The organism is Pseudonocardia xinjiangensis (assembly GCF_012911925.1).
Lineage (GTDB): Bacteria > Actinomycetota > Actinomycetes > Mycobacteriales > Pseudonocardiaceae > Pseudonocardia > Pseudonocardia xinjiangensis.
In genome coordinates this window covers 1-19,510 of the sequence record NZ_JAAXKY010000083.1, presented here as the reverse complement: position 1 = coordinate 19,510, position 19,510 = coordinate 1, and the positions used below count along the sequence as shown (strand labels likewise).

Genomic DNA, 19,510 nt, shown 5'->3' with positions numbered 1-19,510 from the left:
TTAGAACTGTCTGCATGCACTTGAGTCCGCAGGAGCGCGACAAGCTGCTCGTCCACATCGCGGCGGATGTCGCGCGGTCCCGGCGCGCCCGCGGGCTGCGGATGAACTACCCCGAGGCGATCGCGCTGATCACCGACCACGTGCTGGAGGGCGCGCGTGACGGTCGCAGCGTGGGGGAGCTCATGTCGAGCGGCCGCAAGGTGCTCACCAGCGACGACGTACTGGACGGGGTAGGCGACATGATCGACTCGGTGCAGGTCGAGGCCACTTTCCCCGACGGCACGAAGCTCGTCACCGTCCACGACCCGATCGTCTGACGTGGCAGGCGGAGCAGCGGCACCGGGCAGCCCCGGCGAGATCATCCCCGGCGAGGGGGCGGTCCCGCTCAACCCGGGTCGCGACCGGATCACCCTCGTCGTCACCAACGCGGCGGACCGCCCCGTCCAGGTCGGGTCGCACTTCCACTTCGCGGCCGTCAACCCCGGGCTCACGTTCGACCGGGCAGCGGCCTGGGGCAGGCACCTGGACATCCCGGCCGGCACGTCGGTGCGCTTCGAGCCGGGCGTCGAGCGCGAGGTGACGCTCGTCCCGCTGGCCGGGGCCCGCCGCGTGCCGGGCCTGCGTGTCGAGTTCGCCGGCGCGCTCGACGAGCGCGGAGCCGAGCCCGGCCCGCTCGCCTACGGAGGACAGCAGTGACCTCGATCGAGCGTGCTCGCTACATCGACCTCTTCGGCCCCACCGTCGGCGACCGCATCCGGCTGGCGGACACGAACCTGCTCATCGAGGTCACCGAGGACCGCAGCCGCGGCGCCGCGTCGGGTGACGAGGTGATCTTCGGCGGCGGCAAGGTGATCCGCGAGTCGATGGGCCAGTCGGCGCGCACAAGCGCGGAGGGCGCTCCCGACCTGGTGATCACCGGCGCCGTCGTGCTCGACCACTGGGGTGTGGTGAAGGCCGACATCGGCATCCGGGACGGGCGGATCGTCGGGATCGGCAAGGCCGGCAACCCCGACACGATGGACGGCGTCGACGACGCGCTGGTGATCGGCCCGTCCACGGAGGTGATCTCCGGCAACGGACGGATCCTCACCGCGGGGGGGATCGACCCCCACGTCCACTTCATCTGCCCGCAGCTCGTCGACACCGCGCTCGCGTCGGGTCTCACCACGCTCGCGGGCGGGGGCACCGGGCCCGCCGACGGCACCAAGGCCACCACCGTGTCGCCCGGGCCGCGCGCGATCTCCCGGATGCTGCAGGCGATGGACCACCTCCCGATCAACGTCCTGCTGATGGGCAAGGGCAACACCACCAGCGCCGAAGCGCTCTGGGAGCAGCTGCGGGCCGGCGCCGGCGGGTTCAAGCTGCACGAGGACTGGGGCACCACCCCGGCGGTGATCGACGCCTGCCTGCGGGTGGCCGACGCGTCCGGTGTGCAGGTGGCGATCCACACCGACACCCTCAACGAGGCGGGCTTCGTCGAGTCCACGCTCGAGGCGATCGCCGGCCGCTCGATCAACGCCTTCCACACCGAGGGCGCGGGCGGCGGGCACGCTCCGGACATCATCGAGGTGGTCGGCCGGGCGAACATCCTGCCGTCGTCGACCAACCCGACGCGCCCGCACACGGTGAACACGATCGACGAGCACCTCGACATGCTCATGGTCTGCCACCACCTCAACCCCGGGGTGCCCGAGGACCTCGCGTTCGCCGAGAGCCGGATCCGCCCCACCACGATCGCCGCGGAGGACGTGCTGCACGACATGGGCGCGATCTCGATGATGAGCTCGGACTCGCAGGCAATGGGCCGCATCGGCGAGGTGATCATCCGGACCTGGCAGACCGCGCACGTCATGAAGGCCGCACGCGGAGCCCTCCCGGGCGACGGGGGCGCCGACAACCTGCGGGCCCGGCGCTACGTCGCGAAATACACGATCAACCCCGCGATCGCCCACGGGATGGCGCACGAGATCGGCTCCGTGGAGGTCGGCAAGCTCGCCGACCTCGTGCTGTGGGAGCCCAAGTTCTTCGGCGTCCGGCCCGAGCTGGTGCTCAAGGGCGGGTTCATCGCCTGGGCGCAGATGGGCGACGCCAACGCGTCCATCCCGACGCCGCAGCCGGTGCTGCCGCAGCCCATGTTCGGGGCCGCGCCGCTGGTGGCCGCCGACACCAGCGTCAACTTCGTGGCGCAGGCGGCGTTGGACCACGGCGGCCTGGACGGGCTGCGGCTGACCAAGCGGTCCGCCGCCGTGGCCGACACGCGGTCCGTCCGCAAGTCCGACATGATCGCCAACGACGCCACGCCGGACGTGCGGGTGGACCCCGACTCCTTCGCCGTGCGGATCGACGGCGAGCTCGTCGAGCCCGCCCCGGTGGACGTCCTGCCGATGGCCCAGCGCTACTTCCTGTTCTGATGGCGAGCCTCGCGGCTCTCACGCTGGCCGACGCCCGGTTCCCCGGCGGCGGGCACGTCCACTCCGGCGGCGTCGAGGAGGCGGCGGCCCGCGGGCTGATCACCGGGGTGCCCGACCTCGGGTCGTTCCTGTCCGGACGGCTGCGCACCACCGGTCTCGTCGGGGCCGCGTTCGCGGCGGCCGCAGTGGTGGCGGCGGCCCGGCCCGACGCCGGCTGGGCGGTGCTCGACGGCGAGCTGGACGCCCGCACGCCGGCAGCCGCCCAGCGCGACGCGTCGCGGGCGCAGGGCCGGGCGGCCCTGCGTGCGGCCCGGCTCTCCTGGCCGTCGCCGGTGCTCGACGCCCTGTGCGCCGTGACGCCCCGGCCCCACCACGCGCTGCTGGTGGGAGCCGTCGTCGGCATCGACGGCGGCAGCCCGGCCGAAGCCGCCCGGTGCCTGGCGTACCTCGCGGTGAGCGGCCCGGCGTCGGCCGCGGTCCGGCTGCTCGGGCTGGACCCGCTGGCGGTGAACGCCGCGATCGTCGCGCTGCGCCCCGCGCTCGACGCCGTGGTCGCGCAGGCAGCGCAGGCCGCGGCGCTGTCGCCCGACCGGCTGCCCGCGCCGGGCGCGCCGGTGCTCGACCTGATGGCCCAGGCCCACGTTCACCACCACCGGGAGCAGGTGCGTCTCTTTGTCTCCTAAGGAGCCAGTTCATGAGTGCTGACCACGGACACGGCCACGGCCACTCGCTCGACCCGACGGTCACCGAGCCCGACCCGCACGTCCCGCAGGCGCCGTCCGGCCGGGCGGTGCGGATCGGCATCGGCGGCCCGGTGGGCAGCGGCAAGACGGCGCTGGTCGCCGCCCTGGCCCGCACGCTCGGGTCGCGGCTGCGCCTCGGGGTGGTGACCAACGACATCTACACCACCGAGGACGCCGACTTCCTGCGCCGGGCCGGGGTGCTCACCCCCGACCGGATCGAGGCCGTGCAGACGGGCTGCTGCCCGCACACCGCGATCCGCGACGACATCACCGCCAACCTGGACGCCGTCGAGCTACTGGAGGAGCGGTTCGGCGACCTCGACCTCGTCCTCGTGGAGAGCGGCGGCGACAACCTGACGGCCGTGTTCAGCCGTGGGCTGATCGACCGGCAGATCTTCGTCGTCGACGTGGCGGGCGGGGACAAGGTGCCGCGCAAGGGCGGCCCCGGCGTCACCACCGCCGACCTGCTGGTGATCAACAAGGTGGATCTCGCCCCGTACGTGGGTGCCGACCTCGAGGTGATGACCTCCGACGCGCACCGGATGCGCGGCGAGCTGCCCGTGATCGCGCAGTCCCTGGTGACCGACCCGGCCGCCTCCGACGTCACCGAGTGGGTGCTCGCCCAGCTCGCCGCGGTGCGGGTGCCCGCCGCCTGATCGTCGTGCTGGCCAGAGCGCGGATCGTCGTCGAACGGCGCGGCGCGCGCACCGTCGTGCGTGAGCTGCGGTCCCAGCCGCCGCTGACGCTGCTGCCCCAGCGCGGGGCCGTGGCGTCCCGGTCCCCGGCCGCCACCGTGCACATGCTCAGCTCGGCGACCACCCCGCTCGGCGGCGACGACGTGGGGCTCGAGGTCGTCGTCGGGCCGGGGGCGCACCTCGTCCTCACGGGGGTGGCCGCCACGCTCGCCCTGCCCGGGCAGGGGACGTCCGGACCGAGCCGGCTCGTCGTCCGGCTCACCGTCGGTGACGGCGCCGCCGTCCAGTACCTGCCGGAGCCCACCGTGGTCACCCGGCGTGCCGACCACCGTGGCGAGCTGCACGCCGAACTGGGAGCCGGCGCCCGGCTGCGCTGCCGCGAGGTGCTGGTGGCCGGCCGCACCGCGGAGCCGTCGGGGCGCTACCTGGGGCTCACCCGCGTCGTGGACACCGCCACGGGCCGCCCGCTCCTCGTGCAGGAGCAGGAGCTGGGTGATCCGACGCTGCACGCATCGGGCGCCCACCTCGCCGGGCGCCGCGTGCTGGGCACCGAGGTGCTGGTGTGGGGCGAGGACCCGCCCACCGGTCTGGCGGGCGAGTGGTGGTCGCTCAGCCCGCTCGCCGGGCGCGGGTCGCTCGCCACGGCCGTGGGCACCGACGCCGTCACGGCGGGCCGAGGGCTGGCGCACGCGATCGCCGGCCATCCCGGCTGGGCCGCGACGACGCTCACCTCCGCGGCCCCCTGAGGCTCCGGGCGGATTTGTCGGCCCGTGGCGCTAGGTTCACTCCTCGATGCAGCGGCGTACGGACGAGACGGCGAGCACCCGCCCAAGCACCACCCGGCGGGTCTCGTGGCTCCGGGGCAACCCCGGGGTGCACCACCTCTCTGCGGCATGGCGTCCCGCGCACCCCGGGCACGAACGCAGTGCCGTCAGTGCGCGGCCGACGGGAACACCGGTCGTCGCACGCCGCTGCATCACCACAGGTCCGGCGCGGACCTGACGTGGCGCCTCACCCACCCGTGGTCGCAAACGCCGCGCTGGCCGGTCCGTGGCGCCTGGACGCCCTCACCGAGCGGCTGGCCCCGCTACCCGGGTGGAGGAGTCCGGAGGAGATCGGCGACGTCGTCGCGCTCCTGCTCGGCCGCTGGCGCGCCAGGCCGCGGAGCCACGTGGCCCGGGTGGTGGCCGAGATCGCCGCGCTGCTCGCCGCCCGGCCGGGGACGCGCCCACTGCGGCCCGAGGAGCCGGCTGTGCCGGTCTGGCGCTGGCCGGTCACGCCGTGGAGCAGCCTCGACGCGCTGACCGGCGGCCTGGACCTTCGTGCGGGTGAGCTCGACTGGTTCGCCGACCGCGGCGGCTGGCTGCATCGCAGGCCGGAAGGGCCGCTGCACCACTACCGGACCCGCTGGACGGCCTCGCGGTCGGGCGTCCCGCGGCTGCTGGAGACCCCGGCCCCCCGGCTGCAGGAGCTGCAACGGCGCATCGGACGCCGCGTGCTGGCCCGCATCCCGGTGCACGTCGCCGCGCACGGTTACGTCCGCGGCCGCTCACCGCTCACCCTCGCGGCGGCGCACGCGGGCCGGGCGATGGTGGTCCGGCTCGACCTGGAGGGCTTCTTCAGCCACGTCACCGGTGATCGGATCGCCGGTCTGATGCGCGCCGCCGGGTACCCACCGGCGGTGGCCTCGGCGCTGGCCGGGCTCCTGGTCACGAGCACGCCGGTGCACGTGCTGCGAGGCGCGCCACCCGCGCCGCCGGACGTGCTGGACTCCCGGCGCAGGCTGCTCGACCGGCTTGCCACGCCGCACCTCCCGCAGGGGGCGCCGACCTCACCGGCCACGGCCAACCTGCTCGCCCACCGGCTCGACCGCCGCCTCGCCGGGCTCGCGGCCGCCGTCGGCGCGGAGTACGGCCGGTACGCCGACGACCTGGTCTTCTCCGGTGGGGCGAGGCTGCCGGCCCACGGCATCGCCGCCCGGGTCACGGAGATCGCGGCCGAGGAGGGGTTCCGGGTGCGCGCCGACAAGACCCGGGTGCTGCCGGCCCACCACCGGCAGCAGATCACCGGCCTGGTGGTCAACGCGCGGCCGGCCACCCCGCGCCGCGAGTACGACGCGCTGCGGGCTCTGCTGCACAACTGCGCCCGCACCGGGCCGGACGCACAGAACCGCTCCGACCACCCGGCGTTCCGCGAGCACCTGCTGGGCCGCATCTCCTGGGTCGAGGCCGCCCACCCGGCGCGCGGTGCCCGCCTGCGAGCGCGCTTCGCCGAGATCCGGTGGCCCGACTGACGCGGACGTCGGCGACACATGGCGGTGGTCGGCCCACATCCGGTCGGCGTGGTGGGCCGCGTCCGACTCCTCAGCCGCGTCGGCGAGGTAGTTCGTCCACGGCAGCGGCGTGATCTGGGATCATTGACAGGCGTCGCGGCGAGCATAGGGAGTTCCACCATGGCCGAGGTCCTGCTGCTCCATCACGCCCAGGGGTTGACCGCCGGGGTCACGGCGTTCGCCGACGAGCTGCGCAAGGCCGGCCACACCGTGCACACGCCCGACGTCTACGACGGCAACACGTTCGAGACGCTGGACGACGGGATCGCGTACGCCAGGCAGGTGGGCTTCCAGGAGCTGCACGACCGGGGCATCCGAGCCGCCGAGGGGCTGCCGGCCGAGCTGGTCTACGCCGGGTTCTCCCTCGGCGTGATGCCGGCCCAGGCGCTGGCCCAGACGCGGCCGGGCGCGCGCGGCGCGTTGTTCTTCGACTCGTGCGTGCCGGTGTCGGAGTTCGGCATCTCATGGCCCACCGGCGTCCCGGTCCAGGTGCATGCGATGGAGTCCGACCCGTGGTTCCTCGAGGACATCGACGCGGCCCGGGCTCTGGTCAAGGAGGCCGACCAGGCCGAGCTGTTCCTCTACCCCGGCGACAGCCACCTGTTCGCCGACAGCTCGCTGGCCGGCTATGACCCGGACGCTGCTGCGCTGGTGCGGGAGCGGGTGCTCGCCTTCCTCGCCGGGCGCTGAGCTTCCGCTCAGCGGTCACTGGCCCGATCGGGTCAGGCGGCCGGGCGCTCGTGGTAGGAGTCGACGTACTCCTGGTGGGAGAGGCTCGCGATCGCGTCCATGATCTCGTCGGTGACGGCGCGGCGGATCATGCCCGAGCCCTCGAGCCCTTCGTAGCGGGTGAAGTCGAGCGGCTCCCCGAAGCGCACGGTCACGCGGCGCAGGCGCGGGAACCGGGCTCCCACGGGCTGCACCCGCTCGGTGCCGATCAGTGCCACCGGGACGACCGGCGCCCCGGTGCTCAGCGCGAGCGTGGCGACGCCGGTGTGGCCGCGGTGCAGGCGTCCGTCGAGCGACCGGGTGCCCTCGGGGTAGATGGCGAAGACCCCGCCGGCGTCGAGCACCGCGCGGGCGGCGTGCAGCGCCGCGAGCCCGGCCTTGGCGTTGGCCCGGTCGACGGGGACGTAACCCAGCGCCGTCAGGAACGAGGCGAACGCGCGTCCGCGCAGTCCGGTCCTGGTGAAGTACTCCGCCTTGCCGAGGAACGAGACGGGCCGCCCGGCCGTCAGCGCGATCACCGCGGTGTCGACGGCGGCCCGGTGGTTGGCGGCGATGATCACCGGCCCGCAGCGGGGAATCTGCTCAGCGCCGTGCACCACCGGCCGGTACAGGAACCGGACGAACGGCGCGAGGAGCCAGCGAACGACCAGATGCACGGGCCGTGAACGTAGGCGGCGTGACCGTGGTTCCCGCGGTCGCCAAATCCGTTGCACAACCACCCGGATGGCTGCATTCTGGCCAGGTCATGCGGATCTGACCACGCCACGCGTCCACGCCAGCGGCCTCGCCCGGTGGACGCTCCGTCGACCCCTCGGTGGCCCCGCGTGCCCGCAGCACTCATCGCTCACGACCTCGTCAAGACCTACGGCGACCGCACCGTCCTCGACGGTGTTTCGCTGACAGCGGCGCCCGGCAGCCGGATCGGGATGATCGGGGAGAACGGCGCCGGGAAGTCGACGCTCCTGCGGCTGCTCGCCGGCGTGGAGGAACCCGACTCCGGCAGCGTCTCGCGGCCACCGGACGTCGGCTACGGCCACCAGGAGCTGCCCTATCCCGCGCAGGCGCGGGTCGCCGACGTGCTCGCGGACGCGCTGCGGGAGGCCCGGGCGGCCGTCCACGCGCTCGCAGAACTGGCCTCCGAGCTTGCACGCCGTCCCGACGATCCCGACGTGCTGCGCCGCTACGGCGACCGACTCGAGTGGTGTCACGACCACGACGCCTGGGACGCCGACCGCCGGGCCGAGCTGGTGCTGGCCGGCCTCGGGCTCGCCCGGGTGGACCCCGGGCGGCGGCTCGACACGCTGTCCGGAGGGCAGCGGGCCAGGCTCGGGCTCGCCGCGCTGCTCGTGCGCCGGCCCGGCGCGCTGCTGCTCGACGAGCCCACCAACCACCTCGACGACGACGGGGCCGGGTTCCTCGCCGAGCACCTGCGGCAGCTGGCGGGAGTGGTGCTCGCCGCCAGTCACGACCGCGCGTTCCTGGACGCGGTGTGCACCGACCTGGTCGACCTCGATCCCGCGCTCGGCGGCCCGACGCGGTACGGCGGTGGGTTCACCCAGTACCTGGAGGCCCGCCGCGCGCAGCGGGCGCGCTGGGCCCAGCGCTACGCCGCCGAGCAGGACGAGCTGGAGGCGCTGCACCACGCGGTGGCGGTCACCGCGCGGCGCGTCGCCCACGACCGTCCGCCCCGGGACAACGACAAGATGGCATACGACTTCTTCGGCGGCCGGGTGGCGCGGCAGGTGTCGCGGCGCGCGCGCAACGCCGAGCGCCGGCTCGACGAGCTCACGCGCGAGCAGGTGCCGCGGCCGCCGGATCCCCTGCGGTTCACCGCCACTGTCGGCACGCCGGCCGCCGGGCCGGCGGCCGCGCTGCGCCACGTGCACCTGCCCGGCAGGCTCGTCCTCGACCATCTCGAGGTGGCCGCATCCGACCGACTGCTGGTCACCGGACCCAACGGGGCAGGGAAGTCGACGCTGCTCGCGGTGCTGGCGGGGCGGCTGGACCCGGTGGACGGCACGGTGCACCGCCGCCGCGGGTTGCGCGTCGGGCTGCTGGCCCAGGACATCGCGATCGAGCCGTCGACCCGCTCCGCGAGCTCGGTGTACGCCGAGCGGCTCGGACCGGAGCGGGCCACCGCCACCCCGCTCGCGACGCTCGGGCTGCTCGAGCCGCGGGACCTCGACCGGCCCGTCGCGGAGCTGTCGGTCGGGCAGCGCCGGCGCCTGGAGCTCGCGCTGCTGGTGGCAGGCGCCCCGCAGCTGCTGCTCCTCGACGAGCCGACCAACCACCTCTCACCCGCGCTCGTCGACGAGCTGGAGGAGGCGCTCGGCTCGAGCCCGGGTGCGGTGGTGGTCGCGAGTCACGACCGGTGGCTGCGCCGGCGCTGGACGGGCCGCGAGCTGCATCTGCGGGACGGCCGCCCCGCCTGACCCGCCGGGCCCCGTCAGATCCGGCGCTGGTCCCGCATCGCCGCCAGCGCATCCGCGCGGGTCAGGCCGGTGGCCTGCAGGAGGTCCAGCGCGATCGAACCCAGCTGCGCCACGATCACCTGTTCCGACGGGCCGCCGGCCCAGCCGTCGGACAGCGCCGTCACGTGCCGGACGACGTCCAGGACCGGTTCCCGGGCCCGCTCCCGGTCACCCTCACGCCCCAGCTGGTCGGTGAGCGCCCGGACAGCGGCGGAGAGCTCGCCCAGCAGGTCGGCCAGCTCGGGTGCGACGGGCTCGTCGTTCTCCAGGGCGGTGTAGACGCGCCGCCCGAGGACGCGGGCGTTGCGCATCGCGTAGTCGGCCCGCTCCGCGAGCTCGGCGAACCGGCCGAGGACACGGCGCCGCCTGCGATGCAACGGAGCGACCGTGGTGACCTCCTGACCGCCCCGCAGCGCGGCACGCAGCTCGTCGATCAGCGGCTGGCTGGCCCGGGCCCGCTCCAGGGCCGCGGCGGCGGCGCTCGCGTCGCGGGCCCGCAGCGCGTCGGCCGTCATGGCGAGCACGGTGGCCAGCTCGTCGAGCAGAGCACGTCCCTGCCTGCGGGCCGGACCCACCGGGTCCGTCGGCAGGACGGCCACGACCAGCACGCCGACGGCACCACCGATCAGGGCGTCGAGGCAGCGGTCGATCCCGCCGGCCTCACCGGGTGGCAGCAGGGTCGCCACCAGCACCGCGGACGACGCGGCCTGCGCGACGAGCAGTGTGGCGCCGTTGGCGAACACCGCGATGGCCATCGCGAGCCCGACGACCAGGGTGATCTGCCAGGCTCCGCTCCCGGTCCAGGAGATCAGCAGGTCGCCGACGAGCACACCGAGGCTCACCCCGAGGACCAGCTCGGCCACGCGGCGGAGCCTGCTCCCCAGCGACACGCCGAGGCTGATCACCGCCGCGATGGGTGCGAAGAACGGCCGCGGGTGACCGACCAGGTTGTAGGCGACGAACCAGGCCAGTCCCGCGGCCACCGCGCACTGCGTGATCGGGACCGCGGACACCTCGAGCCTGCGGAAGCCGTGCTGGAACCGGGCGCGCACCCGGTCCAGCCGCACTGCTGCAGGCAAGGACGTCAGCCCAGACCGAGGGCGGCCGCGGCGGCCGGGTCGGAGTCGACGAGGAAGACCAGGCAACGCTCCGCCTCGTCGGTCTCCCCGATGAGAGCAGCGGCGCGCTGCAGCGAGGCCAGCGCCCGCAGGAAGCCCCGGTTGGGCTCGTGCGACCACGGGACCGGGCCGAAGCCCTTCCAGCCCGAGCGTCGCAGCTGGTCGAGGCCCCGGTGGTAGCCCGTACGCGCGTAGGCGTAACCGGTGATCGTCAGGGCGTTCTCCAGTGCCCGCTCGGCGAGCACCGCCCAGGCGAGGGACGACGTCGGATGCGCCGCCGCGACCTCTTCAGGCGTGACGCCGCGGTCGAGCTCCGCGGCGGCCGGGTCGACGGGCAGCAGGGTGGGCTCTGGTCCGAGCAGGTTGCCGTGCAGGGTCATGCCAGCATCTTGCCGTCCTCCGCGTGGTGCCCGGACACGAGTGCCGGAGCGCGCCGCCCGGCGCACCCGGTTCAGCGCAGGGTCGTGCCCGTGGACCGCAGGTTCTCGCACGCGACGATGACGCGCTCGCTCATCCCGATCTCGGCCGCCTTCAGGTACGTGCGCGGGTCGTAGGCCTTCTTGCTCCCGACCTCGCCGTCGATCTTGAGCACGCCGTCGTAGTTCTTGAACATGTGGTCGGTGATCGGGCGGGTGAAGGCGTACTGCGTGTCGGTGTCGACGTTCATCTTCACCACGCCGTAGCCCAGCGCCTCGTGGATCTCCTCGAGCAGCGAGCCCGAGCCACCGTGGAAGACCAGGTCGAACGGCTTCGATCCCGCCGCCAGCCCCAGCTTCGCGGTGGCGACCTCCTGGCCCTGCTTGAGGATCTCCGGGCGCAGCTTGACGTTGCCCGGCTTGTAGACGCCGTGCACGTTGCCGAACGTGGCGGCCAGCAGGTACCGGCCCTTCTCGCCGCCGCCGAGCGCCTCCACCGTGTCCTCGTAGTCGCCGGGGGCGGTGTAGAGCTTCTCGTTGATGTCGTTGGCGACGCCGTCCTCCTCGCCACCGACCACGCCGATCTCGACCTCGAGGATGATCTTCGCCTTGACGGCCTGGTCGAGCAGCTCGGCGGCGATCCGCAGGTTCTCGTGCAGCTCGGTGGCCGACCCGTCCCACATGTGCGACTGGAACAGCGGGTTCTCCCCGCGGTCGACACGCTCCTGGCTGATCGCGATCAGCGGCCGGACGTAGCTGTCCAGCTTGTCCTTCGGGCAGTGGTCGGTGTGCAGCGCGACGTTGATCGGGTACTTCGCCGCGACGACGTGCGCGAACTCCGCGAGCCCCACGGCCCCGGTCACCATGTCCTTGACCGCGGTGCCGGACAGGAACTCGGCCCCGCCCGTGGAGATCTGCACGATCCCGTCGCTCTCCGCCTCGGCGAAGCCACGCAGCGCAGCGTTCAGCGTCTCCGTGCTCGTGACGTTGATCGCCGGGTAGGCGTACTCACCGTTCTTGGCCTTGTCCAACATCTCGTTGTACTTCTCGGGGGTGGCGATAGGCACGGTCTGGCCCTCCTCGACGTCCTCGTTCTCCGGCCCGCAGTATCCCGCACTCGGAGTGCGACGTCCCCGTCGGCGGACAACTGCCCCACCATTAAGCTGCAGCGCATGATCCGCGACGGTGGGGAGAACGCCGTCGAGCAGACGCTGAGCAGGCTGCGGCGCATCGACACCCGCCCCGAGCCGCCCCCTGCTCCGGGTGCCCCGCGGACTCTCTCGGACCTCTACCGCGACCACCGCATGCGCATGGTGCGCCTGGCCGTGCTCCTGGTCGACGACCCGAGCACGGCGGAGGACGTCGTCCAGGAGGCGTTCACCGGGCTGCACCGGCACTGGTCGGGGCTGCGCGACGAGGCGGCTGCCGTCGGCTACCTGCGTACGGCCGTGGTCAACGGCTCGCGGTCGGTGCTGCGCCGGCGGCGTACGGCGCGCGACTACGTCCCGCCGCACCAGGTGAACGCCCGCTCCGCCGAGTCGCTCGCCATGCTGTCCGCCGAGCACCAGGCGGTGGTGGATGCCCTCTCCACGTTGCCGCCCCGGCAGCGCGAGGTGCTGGTGCTGCGCTACTACGGCGGGCTGTCCGAGGCCGAGATCGCCGACGCCACCGGCATCAGCCGCGGCACCGTGAAGTCGACGGCGAGCCGGGCACTGGAGGCCGTCGCGCGCGTGATGAGCGGCGGTGGGGCACGATGACGTCCGTGAGCAGCAGCGACGATTCCGAGCGCCGGGTCGCCGAAGCACTGCGCGCCAGGGCGACCGGCGCGGGTCGCGCCGGCGTTCCCCGCGCGGTGCGGCCGGCGCCGGTGGCCGGCCCGGACGTACGGATCGCCTTGCTGATCGCGCTGCTCGGCGGCGTGGTGCTCGGCGTGGCACTCGCGCTGCTCTCGCTGCTCGCTCCGGGAGTGCTCCCCGGTCCGGGGTGACCGCCCCCACGCGGTACCGTCGCGGCCGTGCATGAACTTGCGCTCGGCCCCGAGTGGCTCCAGCCGGATACGATCATCTCCTGGCTCGGCCCGTGGGCGCTGGTCGGGCTGGCACTCATCGTGTTCGCCGAGTGCGGGCTGTTGCTCGGGTTCTTCCTGCCGGGTGACTCCCTGCTGTTCACCGGCGGCCTCTTCGTCGCGCAGGGCTCGATCGAGGCCCCGTTGTGGCTGGTCTGCGCGATCCTCGTGGTCGCAGCCCTCGCGGGCAACGCGTCGGGCTACTGGATCGGACGCAAGGCCGGGCCGGCCGTGTTCGACAAGCCGAAGTCGAAGCTGTTCAAGCCGCAGCACGTGCGCAAGACGCAGGACTTCTTCGACAAGTACGGCAACCGGGCCATCGTGCTCGGCCGCTTCGTGCCGGTGGTGCGCACCTTCATCACGGTGATGGCGGGCGTCGGCCAGATGGAGCCGAAGCGTTACTTCACCTACTCGCTCATCGGCGGCGTCGCCTGGGCCGCGGGTGTCACGGTGCTGGGCTTCTGGCTCGGCCAGTTCACGTTCGTGCGCGACCACATCGAGCTGATGCTGATCGTGATCGTGCTGGTGTCGGTGCTGCCGATCCTCTTCGAGGTGGTGCGCGCCCGCCGCTCCGGCGGAGCGCACGCCAGGTAACAGCGCTCCGCACGCGCGCGACCCCAGAGGTACCTACCCTGGAGCCCCGTGAGCAGCGCACCTGTCCTGCACCTGGCCGTCGGGCCTCTCGCTGAGGCCGGTCCGGTGACGGTGTGGGTCATCGTTCTCGCGTTCGTATTCTTCGAATGCGCGCTCATCGTCGGGATGTTCCTGCCCGGCGACACGCTGCTGCTGGCCGCGGGCGTGGTGCTGGCGCAGGGCCATCACGAGGCCAGTGCCTGGGCGCTCGGGCTGGTGGCCACCATCGTCGCCGTGGGCGGCAACCAGGTGGGTTACCTCGTCGGCCGGTACGCCGGCACCCGCATGCTCGCCCGCCGCGACGGCCGCATCCTCAACCGCACCAACCTGGCGCGGGCGGCGGGGTTCTTCGAGCGCTGGGGGTTCTGGGCCATCGTCGTGGCCCGGTGGGTGCCCTGGGTACGCACGCTCGCGCCGATGATCGCCGGCGCCGCCCGCATGGACAACCGGCGCTACATCGTCGCCAACGCCGTCGGCGCGGTCCTCTGGGTGCCCACGCTGATCATGCTCGGCTACTACGGCGCAGGGCTGCTCGACGTCGTGCCGTGGCTCAAGACCGCCACGGCCGTGGCCGCGATCGCGTTCTTCGTGCTCGGCACGGGCTACGGGCTCTACCGCTACCGGCAGGAGATGCGCAGGCCGATCGACGACCCCTCCGCCGAACCGGGTGAGCCGCCGGAGGAGCAGGACCTGCGCGACGCCGGCTGAGATCCCGGTTGCCGCAGCTCAGCCCGCCCGCTGCAGCCTGGCCGCGGCCTCCAGCAGCATCCAACCCGACAGCTGCACCGACAGATCGGTCTCCGGCACCCCCCGGCCGGGATGCATGGCCGGCCTGCCCCACTCCGCGGAGAACACGGGCCCCCCACGGACCTCCGCCCGGCCGTTCCACACCGCGGTGGCGCCCGCCGTCACGATCCGCGTCGCCGCACCGGCCAGCTCGGGCATGCGCAGCGCGGCGTCGGCGAGATAGCGAGCCGTGATCCCGGCGAAGAGGCCGCCGTCCCCACCACCGGAGCCGGGCAGCACGCCACGGGAGTCGGCCAGCCGGTGCGTCATGGCGTCGACGATCGCCATCGCGCGGTCGGTGAAACGGTGGTGGCCGTCCCGTTCGGCCAGCTCGACGCAGGCGCCGAGGTGCACGCCCTGGCAGTAGGTGTAGATGTACGGCTCGACGGCGCGGATGCTGCCGTCGGATGCCACCCGGACGCCGTCCCGGACCAGGCCGGAGTCGGGATCGATCAGCGTCTCGGCCATCCAGTCGGCGATGGCCGCCGCGAACGCCGACTGCCCGTCCCGGGCCAGCAGGATCGCCGCGGGCCCGTTGGCCGGGGCGTTCTTGAAGTCGTCGTCACGCCGCCACCAGATGCCCCCGCCCCCGCCCTCCGTCCAGCCGTCGTGGAGCCGGTTGGTGATCGCGGCGAGCGCCGACGGACCGGAGCGGCCTGCGAGGATCCCGGCGCGTTGCACCGCGAGCCCGAGCCAGGCGATGTCGTCGTAGTAGCGGTTGAGCCACGAGCCGGCATTGTGCAGCCGCACACCCCGGACCAGCGCCCCGATCGCGTGGGCCCGCCGGCGCTCCGGCGAGCGCAGCTGGGCGTCGATCATGCAGTCCAGCAGATGCGCCTGCCACCAGTAGTGCCAGGGCACCGGCGACGAGGGCAGCGGGCGCGGCCACCGGATGCGTCCGATGCGGGTGCCCGGCACCACGCCGGCGATCCGTCGTAGGTGGCGGCGGACGACCGCCCGCTCGGCGATACCCGCCCGTTCCGACCAGTCGACCTCAGCGGCAGCCACCGAGCCAGTCTGCCTGATGGCCGAATGGGTGGGATCCGTGTCGTTGACGCCATCATGTGACGCCGTCACCGTGGACACATGGCCACCCACGAGGTCGTCGTCCCCCTCTTCGACGGCATCCAGCCGCTCGACGCCACGGGTCCGCACGAGGTCCTCATGGGCGCCAACCAGGTGCTCGACCACATCGGCTCGGCGGAGCCGCGGTACCGCGTCACCTTCGTGGCGGAGACGCCCGGGACCGTCACTGCCGACAGCGGCATGCGGATGTGCGTGGATGCTCCGCTGCCGGAGACGGGGGAGATCGGCACGCTCCTGGTTCCTGGGGGGTCAGGAGCGCGTGCCATGACACCAGGCCATCCCCTCGCCTGCTGGCTGCGGCGGGCGGCCCCGCGCGCGGCACGGGTCGTCTCGGTGTGCACCGGGGCGTTCCCGCTCGCCGCCGCGGGGCTGCTCGACAACATCTCGGCCACCACCCACTGGCGCCACGCGCCCGCGCTCGCCACCGCGTACCCGGCCGTCGACGTCCGGCCCGATCCCATCTACCTGCGGCAAGGACGCATCTGGACGGCCGCGGGCGTCACCGCGGGGGTGGATCTCGCCCTCGCTCTCGTCGAGGCCGACCACGGTGTCGACGTCGCGCAGCTCATCGCCCGCGAGCTCGTGGTGTTCCTGCGCAGACCAGGAGGGCAGAGCCAGTTCGCCGCACCGGTCTGGTCACCGCCCGCCCGCCAGCCCTCGATCCGCGCCGCGCAGGACCTGATCCACGGCAACCCGGCTGCCGACCTGCGGGTGCCGATCCTCGCCGCGCGGGTGGGCATGAGCGAACGCCACTTCAGCCGCGAGTTCACCCGCGCGCTCGGCACCCCGCCGGGCGACTACGTCGAGCAGGTCCGCGTCGACGCCGCCAAGCGGTTGCTGGAGTCCGAACCCGTGCTCGTCACCGTCGCAGCGGCCCGTACGGGGTTCGGCACCGCCGAGACGATGCGCCGGGCGTTCGTGCGCCGCCTCGGCGTCGCCCCCGACCGGTACCGGCGGCACTTCGCCACCACGACAGCCAGCACCGACGAGAGGACATGACCATGCAGGTCGCCATCCCGCTGTACCCCCGCATGACGGCGCTCGACGCGATCGGGCCGTACGAGGTGCTGCAGCGCGTGCCCGCCATCGACGTCGTGTTCGTCGGCGAACGGCGGGGCGAGATCCGCACCGAGAACGGCTTCCTCGGCCTCACCGTCGACGCGACCCTCGACGAGGTGCCCACGCCGGACGTCGTCGTCGTGCCGGGCGGGATCGGCTCGCGTGACCTGCTGCAGGCCGGCCCGTACCTCGACTGGATCAGGACGGCCCATGCCGGCACCCGCTTCACCACGTCGGTGTGCAGCGGCTCCCTCATGCTCGCCGCCGCCGGGCTGCTCGACGGCCTGACGGCCACCACCCACTGGATCGCCATGGAGCACCTGGAGAAGCTCGGGGCTGTGCCCGTGACGCAGCGGGTGGTGGAGCACCTGCCCGAGCGCCTGATCACCGCGGCCGGGGTGTCGTCCGGCATCGACATGGCGATCCGGCTCGTCGCACTGCTCGTCGACGACGTGGCAGCCCAGGCCGCCCAGGTGTTCATCGAGTACGACCCGCAGCCGCCGTTCGACGCCGGCCACCCGAGCCGGGTCAGCCCCGCGGTGATGGAGCGGGTGCACGAGCACCGCCGGGTGCGGGCCTGAGCACCCGGTCTCGGGGGCCCGTCAGAAGTGCTCGACGAGCTCCGGGAACCGCCGCAGGTGCAGCACACCGTGGTCGTCGGGGTCGAGCTCGTCGTGCTCGAGCACCCACGTGTACCGGTTCGGGATGAACACCGCGCCCAGACCGGCAGCCCGCGCGGGCAGGATGTCCGAGCGCGGCGAGTTGCCGATCATCCACGTCGTCGCCGGGACGAGCCCCTGCTCCACGACCAGCTCCTCGTAGGCCGCCACGTGCTTCTCCGCCACGATGTGGGTGCTGCGGAAGTGGTGGGCGAGGTTCGACGCGTCGATCTTGCGCTGCTGCTCGGCCTGGTCGCCCTTGGTGAGCAGGAGGAGGTCGTGACGGGTGCCGAGCTCGGCGAGCGTCTCGGCCACCCCCGGCACGAGCTCCACCTCGTGGTTGACCAGAGCCGCGGCCAGATCCTCGATCCGCGCGGCCTCCGCCGCCGTCACGGGGCGCCGGTTGAGGCGCTCGAAGGCGTCGCCGAGGCTGCGCAGGAAGCTCGCGCTGCCGTAGCCGTGCACGGCGACGTTCGCCCGCTCCACCTCGTCGAGCACGGCGCGGGTGGCCCCCCGGTCGAGCGTGGGGTGGGCCAGCCAGTCGAGGTAGGCGTCGATCACCCGCTCGAACAGGACGTTGTTCTCCCAGAGCGTGTCGTCGGCGTCGAAGACGAGGGTCTGGCGGCTGTTCACGACCGGAGTCTAGGTACCGGCCGAGCCGATCTCCGTCCGGTTTTCCGGCGTCGCCCCGCCGTCATCATGCGTCCGACAGGTCCGCGTGCTGCCGGATCCAGGCGTGCATGGCGCTAGGTGCTGGCGCCACTTCCTCCCTGCTGAGCCGGCATCTCGCGGGCATCCGATGGTGGGCTGTCGGGCTATCCGCGGAAGGCTTCGGCGTGCTGCTGCGCCCACTGGGCGAAGGTGGTCGCGGGGGAGCCCGTCACCTGCTCCACCGTGGGCTGCACCTCGGCGGGCCAGTCGACGGAGCCCTGGAGGATCGTGTCGACGTACCACTCCGCGTTGGCGCCCATGCCCGGGCGGAGCGCCTCTACGGCCTCGTCCCGGGTGACCTGGACGAATTCCACCGGCCTCCCGCGGGCCGCGCCGATCCGGTGCGCCAGGTCCACACGACTCAGCACCTCGGGGCCGGTCAGGGACAGCGACCGGCCCTCGTACCCGTTGCGGGTCAGAGCCACCGCCGCGACGTGCGCGATGTCGCTCATCGCGATCGGGGCGCTGCGGCCCTCCGGACAGGGCTCGCGGACGGCGTCCGTCGCGATGATCTGCGGTGCCCATTCCAGCGTGTTCTCCATGAAGTCACCCGGGCTGAGGTGTGTCCAGGCCAGGCCGCAGGCCTCCACCGCCTTCGCCACGCCGCCCCACCAGCTCTCGTGCTCACCGGAGAGATCGACGACCCGCTTCACCCCCGCCTCGCGCGCCAGCCGGAGCACCTCCTCCACGGTGTCCGGGGTCGGCGCCAGATACAGCGCCTCGACACCCTCGAACGCCGCAGGCAAGGTCTCCGGCCTACGCAGATAGCCCACAGCGACGTCGACCTCCGTGGGCAGCGCCGCCTTGACCGGGTTCGTCGTGAGCGCGCGGACCGCGCGGACCCCGCGCGCCAGCAGGTGGTCGACGACCTTGCGGCCGATGTTCCCCGTCGCGCCTGTCACCAGGATCGTCATGAAGCTCCCCTACTTGGTACTGCGTACGCAGAAAATAGCAGTACAGCGTACGGAGTTCTCGCCTCTGCTGGGCGGGGCGCCGCTGGTGTCGAGGGCTTGCGCCTTCACCAGGCCGTGTCGAGGTCGGCGTGCTGCCGGACCCACGCGTGCATGGTGATCCCGGCGGCGACGCCCGCGTTGATCGAGCGGGTGGAGCCGAACTGCGCGATCGAGACCAGAAGACCGGCGATGGCCCGGGCCCCCGGCGTAAGGCCGGGGCCCTCCTGCCCGAACAGCAGTACGCACTGCCGGGGAAGGGCGGCGGTCTCGATCCGCTGCGCCCCCTCGGTGTTGTCGACGGCCACGACCGCCAGTCCGCGCTCGCGGGCGAATGCGGCCAACCCTCCGACGTCCTCGTGATGGTGGAGCGTCTGATAGCGGTCGGTGACCATCGCGCCGCGCCGGTTCCAGCGCCGCCGTCCGACGATGTGCACGCCGGCCGCGGCGAACGCGTTGGCAGTGCGCACCACCGTGCCGATGTTGTGGTCGTGGCCGAAGTTCTCGATCGCGACATGGAACGGGTGGGCCCGCCGGGCGAGGTCGGCGGCCACCGCCTCACGGCGCCAGTAGCGATAGGCGTCCACGACGTTGCGCGCGTCGCCGTGCTCGAGCAGGTCGGGGTCGTACCGCTCGTCCCGGGGCC

23 protein-coding genes are annotated in these 19,510 nt (G+C 73.3%); 15 read left to right on the top strand and 8 right to left on the bottom strand.

The genetic code is table 11. The features are described 5' to 3' along the window. Window positions 1-14: 14 nt before the first annotated feature. The 8 genes from HF577_RS22975 to HF577_RS22940 all read left to right on the top strand — a co-directional run bounded on the left by HF577_RS22975 (window position 15) and on the right by HF577_RS22940 (window position 6,871). Window positions 15-317 (top strand): urease subunit gamma, encoded by a 303-nt coding sequence (locus tag HF577_RS22975; RefSeq protein WP_169398005.1) that lies wholly within the window; start codon window positions 15-17, stop codon window positions 315-317. Window position 318: 1 nt separating this feature from the next. Beyond that, window positions 319-696 (top strand): urease subunit beta, encoded by a 378-nt coding sequence (locus HF577_RS22970; protein WP_169398004.1) that lies wholly within the window; start codon window positions 319-321, stop codon window positions 694-696. After that, complete coding sequence (locus tag HF577_RS22965) at window positions 693-2,411, top strand: urease subunit alpha (RefSeq protein ID WP_169398003.1); 1,719 nt, start codon at window positions 693-695, stop codon at window positions 2,409-2,411. The genes HF577_RS22970 and HF577_RS22965 overlap by 4 nt, the downstream gene beginning before the upstream one ends. Beyond that, window positions 2,411-3,094 carry an urease accessory protein UreF gene (locus tag HF577_RS22960; protein ID WP_169398002.1) on the top strand — a complete coding sequence of 228 codons (684 nt, stop codon included), beginning with the start codon at window positions 2,411-2,413 and terminating at the stop codon, window positions 3,092-3,094. The genes HF577_RS22965 and HF577_RS22960 overlap by 1 nt, the downstream gene beginning before the upstream one ends. Before the next feature lie 11 nt (window positions 3,095-3,105). Further along, window positions 3,106-3,810 carry an urease accessory protein UreG gene (gene ureG / locus HF577_RS22955; RefSeq protein ID WP_169398001.1) on the top strand — a complete coding sequence of 235 codons (705 nt, stop codon included), beginning with the start codon at window positions 3,106-3,108 and terminating at the stop codon, window positions 3,808-3,810. 5 nt (window positions 3,811-3,815) lie between these two features. Next, window positions 3,816-4,595, top strand: a complete 780-nt coding sequence (locus HF577_RS22950; protein WP_169398000.1) for an urease accessory protein UreD — start codon at window positions 3,816-3,818, stop codon at window positions 4,593-4,595. Window positions 4,596-4,870: 275 nt separating this feature from the next. Next, window positions 4,871-6,142: a reverse transcriptase family protein gene (locus HF577_RS22945; protein ID WP_312859309.1), complete on the top strand. Its 1,272-nt coding sequence runs from the start codon at window positions 4,871-4,873 to the stop codon at window positions 6,140-6,142. A gap of 159 nt (window positions 6,143-6,301) precedes the next feature. Further along, on the top strand, window positions 6,302-6,871 hold the full coding sequence (locus HF577_RS22940; RefSeq protein WP_169397999.1) for a dienelactone hydrolase family protein: 570 nt from the start codon (window positions 6,302-6,304) through the stop codon (window positions 6,869-6,871). 32 nt (window positions 6,872-6,903) lie between these two features. Here HF577_RS22940 and HF577_RS22935 read toward each other — a convergent pair whose 3' ends face one another. Next, window positions 6,904-7,566, bottom strand: a complete 663-nt coding sequence (locus HF577_RS22935) for a lysophospholipid acyltransferase family protein (protein WP_169397998.1) — start codon at window positions 7,564-7,566, stop codon at window positions 6,904-6,906. A gap of 168 nt (window positions 7,567-7,734) precedes the next feature. On the opposite strand from HF577_RS22935, the gene HF577_RS22930 reads away from it, so the two are divergent. Continuing rightward, entirely contained in the window at window positions 7,735-9,342 is a 1,608-nt protein-coding gene (locus HF577_RS22930; protein ID WP_169397997.1) for an ABC-F family ATP-binding cassette domain-containing protein, read from the top strand. Between the two features lie 14 nt (window positions 9,343-9,356). Here HF577_RS22930 and HF577_RS22925 read toward each other — a convergent pair whose 3' ends face one another. From HF577_RS22925 to fbaA, 3 genes are all read right to left on the bottom strand, one after another. Next, window positions 9,357-10,460: an FUSC family protein gene (locus tag HF577_RS22925; protein ID WP_246267015.1), complete on the bottom strand. Its 1,104-nt coding sequence runs from the start codon at window positions 10,458-10,460 to the stop codon at window positions 9,357-9,359. A gap of 5 nt (window positions 10,461-10,465) precedes the next feature. Next, window positions 10,466-10,879, bottom strand: a complete 414-nt coding sequence (locus tag HF577_RS22920) for a DUF3151 domain-containing protein (RefSeq protein ID WP_169397996.1) — start codon at window positions 10,877-10,879, stop codon at window positions 10,466-10,468. Between the two features lie 71 nt (window positions 10,880-10,950). Further along, complete coding sequence (fbaA, locus tag HF577_RS22915) at window positions 10,951-11,982, bottom strand: class II fructose-bisphosphate aldolase (RefSeq protein WP_169397995.1); 1,032 nt, start codon at window positions 11,980-11,982, stop codon at window positions 10,951-10,953. Window positions 11,983-12,087: 105 nt separating this feature from the next. Here fbaA and HF577_RS22910 point away from each other — a divergent pair, with 105 nt between their 5' ends. The 4 genes from HF577_RS22910 to HF577_RS22895 are packed head-to-tail and all read left to right on the top strand — an operon-like array spanning window position 12,088 to window position 14,321. Further along, window positions 12,088-12,672, top strand: a complete 585-nt coding sequence (locus tag HF577_RS22910) for a SigE family RNA polymerase sigma factor (RefSeq protein ID WP_169397994.1) — start codon at window positions 12,088-12,090, stop codon at window positions 12,670-12,672. A gap of 5 nt (window positions 12,673-12,677) precedes the next feature. Further along, entirely contained in the window at window positions 12,678-12,902 is a 225-nt protein-coding gene (locus HF577_RS22905) for a hypothetical protein (RefSeq protein ID WP_169397993.1), read from the top strand. A 27-nt stretch (window positions 12,903-12,929) separates the two neighbouring features. Continuing rightward, window positions 12,930-13,574: a DedA family protein gene (locus tag HF577_RS22900; RefSeq protein WP_169397992.1), complete on the top strand. Its 645-nt coding sequence runs from the start codon at window positions 12,930-12,932 to the stop codon at window positions 13,572-13,574. 48 nt (window positions 13,575-13,622) lie between these two features. Further along, on the top strand, window positions 13,623-14,321 hold the full coding sequence (locus HF577_RS22895) for a DedA family protein (RefSeq protein ID WP_312859308.1): 699 nt from the start codon (window positions 13,623-13,625) through the stop codon (window positions 14,319-14,321). Window positions 14,322-14,339: 18 nt separating this feature from the next. On the opposite strand, the gene HF577_RS22890 is transcribed toward HF577_RS22895, so the two are convergent. Then, window positions 14,340-15,407, bottom strand: coding sequence for a glycoside hydrolase family 76 protein (locus tag HF577_RS22890; protein WP_312859307.1), 1,068 nt, complete (start codon window positions 15,405-15,407; stop codon window positions 14,340-14,342). A 78-nt stretch (window positions 15,408-15,485) separates the two neighbouring features. On the opposite strand from HF577_RS22890, the gene HF577_RS22885 reads away from it, so the two are divergent. Further along, window positions 15,486-16,484, top strand: a complete 999-nt coding sequence (locus tag HF577_RS22885; protein WP_169397991.1) for a GlxA family transcriptional regulator — start codon at window positions 15,486-15,488, stop codon at window positions 16,482-16,484. Then, window positions 16,481-17,125 carry a DJ-1/PfpI family protein gene (locus HF577_RS22880; RefSeq protein ID WP_211174700.1) on the top strand — a complete coding sequence of 215 codons (645 nt, stop codon included), beginning with the start codon at window positions 16,481-16,483 and terminating at the stop codon, window positions 17,123-17,125. The genes HF577_RS22885 and HF577_RS22880 overlap by 4 nt, the downstream gene beginning before the upstream one ends. Before the next feature lie 21 nt (window positions 17,126-17,146). Here the strand turns inward: HF577_RS22880 and HF577_RS22875 are convergent, their stop codons facing one another. The 3 genes from HF577_RS22875 to HF577_RS22865 all read right to left on the bottom strand — a co-directional run. Then, window positions 17,147-17,836 (bottom strand): HAD family hydrolase, encoded by a 690-nt coding sequence (locus tag HF577_RS22875; RefSeq protein WP_169397990.1) that lies wholly within the window; start codon window positions 17,834-17,836, stop codon window positions 17,147-17,149. Between the two features lie 182 nt (window positions 17,837-18,018). Then, window positions 18,019-18,828, bottom strand: coding sequence for an NAD(P)H-binding protein (locus tag HF577_RS22870; protein WP_169397989.1), 810 nt, complete (start codon window positions 18,826-18,828; stop codon window positions 18,019-18,021). Window positions 18,829-18,932: 104 nt separating this feature from the next. Further along, the coding region (locus HF577_RS22865) for a TrmH family RNA methyltransferase (protein WP_169397988.1) at window positions 18,933-19,510 on the bottom strand (578 nt) is incomplete at its 5' end.

What these genes read in the sequence shown, in the direction of transcription:
- HF577_RS22880 (WP_211174700.1), top strand. Translation starts at nt 16,481, where the DNA reads ATGACCATGCAGGTCGCCATCCCGCTGTACCCCCGCATGACGGCGCTC.
- ureG (WP_169398001.1), top strand. Translation starts at nt 3,106, where the DNA reads ATGAGTGCTGACCACGGACACGGCCACGGCCACTCGCTCGACCCGACG.
- HF577_RS22940 (WP_169397999.1), top strand. Translation starts at nt 6,302, where the DNA reads ATGGCCGAGGTCCTGCTGCTCCATCACGCCCAGGGGTTGACCGCCGGG.
- HF577_RS22870 (WP_169397989.1), bottom strand. Translation starts at nt 18,828, where the DNA reads ATGACGATCCTGGTGACAGGCGCGACGGGGAACATCGGCCGCAAGGTC.
- HF577_RS22885 (WP_169397991.1), top strand. Translation starts at nt 15,486, where the DNA reads ATGGCCACCCACGAGGTCGTCGTCCCCCTCTTCGACGGCATCCAGCCG.
- HF577_RS22910 (WP_169397994.1), top strand. Translation starts at nt 12,088, where the DNA reads ATGATCCGCGACGGTGGGGAGAACGCCGTCGAGCAGACGCTGAGCAGG.
- HF577_RS22920 (WP_169397996.1), bottom strand. Translation starts at nt 10,879, where the DNA reads ATGACCCTGCACGGCAACCTGCTCGGACCAGAGCCCACCCTGCTGCCC.
- HF577_RS22975 (WP_169398005.1), top strand. Translation starts at nt 15, where the DNA reads ATGCACTTGAGTCCGCAGGAGCGCGACAAGCTGCTCGTCCACATCGCG.
- HF577_RS22960 (WP_169398002.1), top strand. Translation starts at nt 2,411, where the DNA reads ATGGCGAGCCTCGCGGCTCTCACGCTGGCCGACGCCCGGTTCCCCGGC.